Annotated in this window: 6 protein-coding genes; all 6 read left to right on the top strand. The window is 69.6% G+C overall.

Features of this window, described 5'->3' with window-relative positions; translation table 11 throughout:
• Nucleotides 1–232: 232 nt before the first annotated feature.
• The 6 genes from IMZ11_RS37250 (at nt 233) to IMZ11_RS37225 (ending at nt 7,422) form a co-directional block, all read left to right on the top strand.
• A complete protein-coding gene (locus tag IMZ11_RS37250; protein WP_228647350.1) occupies nt 233–2,059 on the top strand; it encodes a cellulose binding domain-containing protein in 1,827 nt (608 codons plus the stop codon).
• A gap of 9 nt (nt 2,060–2,068) precedes the next feature.
• The gene (locus IMZ11_RS37245; protein ID WP_228647348.1) at nt 2,069–3,757 is read left to right on the top strand and encodes a fibronectin type III domain-containing protein; all 1,689 of its coding nucleotides are present in this window, start codon (nt 2,069–2,071) and stop codon (nt 3,755–3,757) included.
• Nucleotides 3,758–4,249: 492 nt separating this feature from the next.
• Complete coding sequence (locus IMZ11_RS37240) at nt 4,250–5,137, top strand: shikimate dehydrogenase (protein ID WP_228647346.1); 888 nt, start codon at nt 4,250–4,252, stop codon at nt 5,135–5,137.
• Between the two features lie 250 nt (nt 5,138–5,387).
• The gene (locus IMZ11_RS37235; protein WP_228647344.1) at nt 5,388–6,128 is read left to right on the top strand and encodes an amino acid ABC transporter ATP-binding protein; all 741 of its coding nucleotides are present in this window, start codon (nt 5,388–5,390) and stop codon (nt 6,126–6,128) included.
• Nucleotides 6,125–6,763: an amino acid ABC transporter permease gene (locus IMZ11_RS37230; RefSeq protein ID WP_228647342.1), complete on the top strand. Its 639-nt coding sequence runs from the start codon at nt 6,125–6,127 to the stop codon at nt 6,761–6,763. Before IMZ11_RS37235 ends, IMZ11_RS37230 begins: the two co-directional genes overlap by 4 nt.
• Nucleotides 6,763–7,422: an amino acid ABC transporter permease gene (locus IMZ11_RS37225; protein ID WP_228647340.1), complete on the top strand. Its 660-nt coding sequence runs from the start codon at nt 6,763–6,765 to the stop codon at nt 7,420–7,422. The genes IMZ11_RS37230 and IMZ11_RS37225 overlap by 1 nt, the downstream gene beginning before the upstream one ends.
• The last annotated feature ends 7 nt before the right edge of the window (nt 7,423–7,429 follow it).

Raw genomic sequence — 7,429 nt, 5'->3', positions numbered from 1 at the left:
TACTCGCCCTGACCGCCCCCGCAAACCCCGCGCGCCCGCATGACGGCGGGATCCGCACCGCCGTCATGGACGACCGCCCGACCTGACCCGCGGAGCGGCCGGGACCTCAGCCGCTCCGCGACCGCGGCCCGCGACGCGCTCCCCCGATCGCGGCCCCCCCCGTACGGCTCGCGCCCGCCGCCTCCTCGGGCGTGGGCCGTACGGCACCCCCCATCACCGACCCGAGGTGCACATGAGATTACGCGCCACCCTGGTCGCACTGGCGACCCTGTTCCTGAGCCTCGTCGCGCTGCCCGCGCAGGCGGCGTCGGTCACCGCCACCTTCACCAAGACCCAGGACTGGGGCTCCGGGTTCGAGGGCAAGGTGACCGTCACCAACGGCACGTCCTCGCCGGTCAACTGGAACGTGCAGTTCGACCTGCCCGCCGGGTTCTCCATCCCGTCGGCGTGGGACGCGACCATGACCCGCAGCGGGCAGCACTACACCTTCACCCCGCCGAGCTGGGCCGGGGCGCTGGCCGCAGGGGCGAGCCAGAGCTTCGGCTTCAACGGCACCCCCGGCAACTTCTCCGCCATCTCCAACTGCACCGTGAACGGCGGCGCCTGCGGCGGTTCGGAGGTCCAGGCGCCCGGCAAGCCCGGCGCCCCGAGCGTCACCGGAGCGACGAACGGCTCGATCTCCCTGAGCTGGGGCGCGTCCTCGGGCACCGTGACCGGCTACCGCGTCTACGAGGGCACGACGGAGCGCGCCTCGGTGTCCGGGACCAGCGCCACGATCACCGGCCTGGCCACGTGCTCGTCGCACACCTACACGGTCACGGCGTACAACTCGGCGGGCGAGTCGGCGGCGAGCGACTCCGTCTCCGGCTCGACGACCGGCTGCTCCAGCGGCGTACCCGGGAAAGTGGGAACGGTCACCGCCGGCCAGGTCGGCGACACCGGCCTCACTCTGAGCTGGCCCGCGGCGACCGGCACGGTCACCGGCTACCGGGTCCGCGGTGGCGGCACCATGGTGGCCACCGTCAGCGGCACCTCCCACGCGATCACCGGCCTGACCGCCTGCACGAGCTACACCTACACGGTCACGGCGTACAACTCGGTCGGCGAGGGCCCGGCGAGCGACCCCGTCACCGTCACCACCACCGGGTGCCCGATCGGCCCGCTGCCCAAGCACTTCCTCACCGGCTACTGGCACAACTTCGACAACCCGACCGTCGAGCTCAAGCTGTCGGCCGTGCCCGACGAGTACGACCTGGTCGCCGTCGCGTTCGGCGAGGCCACCTCGACTCCCGGCGAGGTCACCTTCGGCGTCGACCCCGGCCTGTCCGCCTCGCTCGGCGGCTACACCGACGCGCAGTTCAAGGCCGACCTGCAGACCCTGCACGCGCGCGGCAAGAAGGTCATCCTCTCGGTCGGCGGCGAGGCCGGCCGGGTCCAGGTGGCCGGTGCCACCGCCGCGACGAAGTTCGCCGACTCCGTGTACGCCCTGATCCAGAGCTACGGCTTCGACGGGGTGGACATCGACCTGGAGAACGGTCTCAACGCCACCTACATGGCCCAGGCGCTGCGCGCGCTGCGCACCAAGGTGGGCGCGGGCCTGATCATCACGATGGCGCCGCAGACGATCGACATGCAGTCGACCGGGATGGAGTACTTCAAGCTCGCGCTGAACATCAAGGACATCCTCACCGTCGTCCACACGCAGTACTACAACTCCGGCTCCATGCTCGGCTGCGACCAGTCGTTCGCCTACTCGCAGGGGACGGTCAACTTCATGACCGCGCTGGCCTGCATCCAGCTGGAGAACGGCCTGCGCCCCGACCAGGTGGCCCTGGGCCTGCCCGCCGGACCCGGCGCCGCCGGCGGCGGCGTCCTCTCGCCCTCGCTCGTCAACCAGGCCCTCACCTGCCTGGCGACCCGGACCAACTGCGGGACCTTCGTGCCGCCGCGCGCGTACCCGGAGATCAGGGGCGCGATGACCTGGTCCATCAACTGGGACGCCGGCAACAACTGGAACTTCTCCAAGACCGTCAAGCCCCACCTCGCCACCCTCCCCTAAGGAGCACGCATGAGATTCCGTCGCATGGCGACGGCGGTGCTCGCCGCCCTCGCGATGTCCGTCGCCGGCGTCAGCGCCACCACACCCGTCGCGTACGGCGCCTCGACCACGATGGCCGCCTATCCGGCCTGGCAGGCATGGACCGCCTACAGCACCGGCAGCCGGGTCACGTACAACGGCGTCGACTACGAATGCGTCCAGGGCCACACCTCCCTCCCCGGGTGGGAGCCGCCCGTCGTCCCGGCCCTGTGGAAGGTCGTCTCCGGCGGCGGCGACCCGACGCCGCCGACCGCCCCGGGCGACCTCCGCACCACGGGCAGCACGACCAGCAGCATCTCGCTGGCCTGGAACGCCTCCACCGACAACGTCGGCGTCACCGGCTACAACGTCTATCGAGGCGGGAGCCTGGTGACGACCGTCACCGGCACCACCTACACCGACGGCAACCTGGCGGCGGGCACCTCGTACGCCTACACCGTTCGCGCCAAGGACGCCGCGAACAACCTCTCCGACCCGAGCAACACGCTGAACGCCAGCACCCAGGGCGGCAACGGCGCGCCGGGCACGCCCGGCACGCCCGCGGTGACCGGCGGCACGAACGCGTCGATCTCGCTGTCCTGGTCCGCGTCGAGCGGCACCGTGACGGGCTATCGCGTCTACGAGGGCGGCACGCAGGTCGCCCAGGTCACCGGTACGTCCGCCACGATCTCCGGCCTGTCCGCCTGCTCGTCGCACACCTACACCGTCAAGGCGTACAACGCGAACGGCGAGTCGGCGGCCAGCGGCTCCGTGACCGGCAGCACCACCGGATGCACGACCGGCGGCCGGCTGGCGGGCGCGCCGTACCTCTACATGGGCTGGGGCGACCCGCCGAACGCGGGCACGGTCATGGACGCCACCGGGATCAAGTCGTTCACGATGGCCTTCATCCTGTCCAGCGGCGGCTGCACCCCGGCGTGGGACGGCCAGCGTCAGCTCGCCGGAGGCGTCGACGCGCAGGCGATCTCGACGATCAAGTCCAAGGGCGGTAGCGTCCAGATCTCCTTCGGCGGCTGGCAGGGCAACAAGCTCGGCCCGAACTGCTCCACCCCGGCCGCCTTCGCCGGCGCCGTGCAGCAGGTCATCAACGCGGTCGGCCCCGCCGTCGTGGACTTCGACATCGAGAACACCGACGAGTTCGAGAACTATACGGTCCAGGACCGCATCCTCAACGGCCTGAAGATCGTCAAGCAGAACAACCCGAACGTCAAGGTCGTCGTCACCTTCGGCACCACCACCACGGGCCCGAACTCCCACGGCGTCCGCCTGATCAACCAGGCGAAGGCGCTCGGCGTCGACATCGACAACTACACGATCATGCCGTTCGACTTCGGCGGCGGCGCGAACATGTACCAGAACACCGTCAACGCCGCCGAGGGCCTGAAGAACGCGCTGAAGTCCGCCAACGGCTGGACCGACGCGCAGGCCTACGCCCACATGGGCATCTCCGGCATGAACGGCCTGTCCGACCAGCAGGAGCTGACCAGCCCGGCGACCTGGACCCAGATCCGCGACTGGGCGCTGTCCAAGGGCCTGACCCGCCTCGCCTTCTGGTCCGTCAACCGCGACCGCCCCTGCCCCGGCGGCGGCGTGGCGGAGAACTGCAGCGGCATCTCCCAGCAGAACTGGGAGTTCACCTCCATCACCGCCGGATTCTAGGTAGCCTCCCGCGGATCCTCGCCTCGGCGCGGGTCCGCGGGACACCTTCCGGCCGGTACGGCTCGCGCCCGACGGCACATGCCCGGGCACCACCTCCGCCCCCTTGACCGCCGGACCACGCGTCGTCGAACGCATCGCCCGGGACCTGCCGGATCGGCACCTCCCGGGCGCGACGGTCCTGGCCGTCGACATATTCACCGGCCGACGACGGGGCGTCGAGACGAGGTCATCTGGCCCGGATCCCGCGATCACCGCTGGTCGCCGCCGTCCGCCCAGACCCCAAAAGCACGATGAACTCCCTGGTCAGCGCTTTGATCACGCGGCCGGTCAGCATTGCCTCTTGACCGGGCCATCGGCGACGGGTTGAATACTAAAACGCCATTCCGGAACGGCATTCCGAAACGGCGTTTCAAAAATTCCCCGCCCTTCCCCTCGATGGGATCGCCACGCGGTGAGAACCCGTTCGCGCGCCCCCGACCATGAGGAGACTTCGTGCCGACGCGACTGAGGCCCGAGCCGAGCTACCTGATCGGGCTCATCGGCGACGGCGTCGTGGGTTCGCTCAGCCCGGCGCTGCACGAACGGGAGGCCGCCCGGCTCGGCCTGCGCTACGTATACAAGCCGGTCGACCTCGCGGCATCCGGGTTATCCGCCGCCGATCTCCCCACGCTCCTCACCCAGGCGCTGGCGCTCGGTTTCGACGGCTTCAACGTGACCTATCCCTACAAGCAGGCGATCCTTCCCCACCTGGAGGCGATCGACGAGCAGTCACGGCGCATCGGCGCGGTCAACGTGCTGGTCCGGGGCAGCGCGGGCTGGATCGGGTGCAACACCGACGTGACCGGCTTCCGCTCGGCCCTGGCGCGGACCGTCGGTGACGGAGGGGCGGGGTCTGTGGTCCAACTCGGGGCGGGCGGCGCCGGTTCGGCCACCGCGTACGCCGCGCTCGATCTCGGGGCCGACCGGCTGCTCGTGTGCGACACCGACGCGGCGCGGGCGACGGCCCTGGTCGGGCGGCTCGCCCCGTACTTCCCCGGCGCGGAGCTCCGGGCGATCGATGGCGCACAGGTGCACGACGCGGTCGCCACCGCGTGCGGCGTCGTCAACGCGACACCCGTCGGCATGGACCATTCGCCCGGCCTGCCGTTCGACGTCACCGAGCTTCCGTCCGGGGCGTGGGTCGCGGACGTGGTGTATCGGCCGACCGAAACCGCGCTGGTCCGGCTCGCCCGCGCACGAGGGCACCGGGTCGTCGACGGCGGACAGATGGTGGTCGAGCAGGCCGCGGACGGGATGAGGATCTTCGCCGACGCCTCACCCGATCGCGACCGGATGCGCGATCACTTCCTCCAGCTCACGGCCGCAACGAGAACGCAATAGTCCGGAAACCGGCAGTTCTTGGAACAGTATTCCAATATTGCCCGCCCCTCGAACCGGCACCGTCGACGCCCGGCCCGCCGCGCGATCCGGCGTCGACCTTCACGCCCGACCCCCTTCGAGTGCGATCCGGCCCTCTGCACGTGAAAGCAGAACGAACCGCACCACCTGACCCCGAGCCCACCGCACGGCAAGGAAGATGACGCAGTTGACGCTCCCTCCCGAACCACAGCACGCGAACGGGACCCGCCCCATGATCTCGGTCGCGAACCTGAAGAAGAGCTACGGCGACCACACCGTCCTCGACGGCGTATCGATCGAGATCCAGCGGGGCGAGGTCGTCGCCATGATCGGCCCGAGCGGTGCCGGAAAGAGCACGCTCCTGCGCTGTCTGAACCTTCTGGAACGGCCCGACTCCGGCCGGATCACGATCGGCGACACCGTCATCGATCTGCCCGCCAAGATTCCGGTGCGCACCCTCGAAACTCTGCGCAAGACGGCGGGCATGGTCTTCCAGTCCTTCAACCTCTTCCCCCATCTCTCTGTCCTCAGGAACGTGTCCCTCGCGCAGGAGTACGTACTCGGCCGGGACACCAAGGCCGCGCGCCGGCGGTCGATGGAGTTGTTGGAGCGGGTGGGGCTCGCCGACAAGGCCGGCTCGTATCCCGCCCGCCTTTCCGGCGGGCAGCAGCAGCGCATCGCCATCGCGCGCGCCCTCGCCATGGAGCCCGAGGTCATGCTCTTCGACGAGCCCACCTCCGCTCTCGATCCCGAGTTGGGCCTCGACGTCCTCGCGGTGATGCGCGAACTCGCCGCCTCGGGCATGACCATGGTCGTCGTCACGCACGAGATCCACTTCGCCCAGGACGTCTCCGACCGCGTCGTGATGATGGCCGACGGGGGGATCATCGAGCAGGGCGATCCGGCGCAGGTGCTCTCCAGTCCCGCCAACCCACGCACCCAGCGGTTCCTCAAGGCGGTGATCGACCGTTGATCCCGCTTGACGTCCTGGGGAACGCGATCGTGATGACAGTGGTGATCACGATCTCGTCGTTCCTCATCGGCGCGATCCTCGGCGTCCCGCTCGTCCTGTTGCGCACGTCCCGGTTCGGCGTGGTGCGGGTGCTCACCCGGGCGCTCATCGACGTCCTCCGCGGGGTTCCGCCCGTGGTGTGGATCTTCATCCTCTACTTCGGTGTGAGCTCCGACGTGATCAAGCTCGACCCGCTGACCGCGGCGATCGGCGGGCTCGGCGTCATCTCGTGCGCGTACCTCGCGGAGATCTACCGTGGGGGTCTCCTCTCGGTGCACGCGGGGCAGACCGAGGCGGCACAGGCGCTCGGCTTCGGCCAGGTGGGCATATTCACCCGCATCGTCGCGCCGCAGGCCTTCCGCGTCTGCCTTCCCTCCGCCGCCACGTACGGCATCGGTCTGCTCAAGGATTCGTCGCTCGCCTCGACGATCGGCGTCGCCGAGATCGCGTTCCGCGCGACGGCACAGGCCCGCTCGGGCAGTGACGGCATCACCCCGTTCGTCATCGCCGGCGTGCTGTACATCGCGCTCAGCATGCCGCTCGCCTATCTGTCCCGGACGCTCGACACGAAGCTGCGGATGAAGGTGTCGGTGTGATGAACGGACTCATCGAACAGTGGACCGACTGGCTGCCCAGCCTCGTCGACGGTCTCGGGGTCAGCGTCCAACTCGCCGTCGTGAGCCTGCTCATCGGGCTTCCCCTCGGCCTCGCCGAAGCCCTGCTGGTGGCCTCGCCGAACAGGATCGTCCGCTGGATCACGCTCGCGGTCGTCGAATTCGGCCGAGGCACCCCGACCCTCGTCCTCCTCTATCTCATCTACTACGGACTTCCGAGCCAGGGCCTGGTGCTCCCTGCTTTCGGATCGGCGGTCATCGCGCTCAGCTTCATGACCGGCGCGTACACGAGCGAGATCATCCGGGCGAGTCTGCAGGCGGTCCCGCGCGGGCTCGTCGAGGCCGCTGCGGCGCTCGGGATCAATCGGTGGGGAACGTTCCGATTCATCCTCTTCCCCGAGGGCATCCGGATCGCGATCCCGGCCCTGATGGGCTTCGCCATCCAGCTGTTCCAGACGACCTCGCTGGTGTTCCTCATCACGCTGCCCGAGCTGCTGAGCCGCGCCTACTCGATCGGCTCGACCACGTTCCAGTACACGAGCGTGCTCGCCCTGGCCGGCGTCCTCTACCTCCTCGTGACCCTCCCCTCAGGCTGGCTCGCCGCGCTGCTCGAGAAGCGCATGGGCCGCCACCTCGCCTGACCCGCCC

This window comes from Microtetraspora sp. AC03309 (genome assembly GCF_020826795.1).
GTDB classification, from domain to species: domain Bacteria; phylum Actinomycetota; class Actinomycetes; order Streptosporangiales; family Streptosporangiaceae; genus Microtetraspora; species Microtetraspora glauca.
The sequence above is the reverse complement of the archived record's forward strand: the minus strand, read 5'-3'. Positions and strand labels throughout refer to the sequence as shown.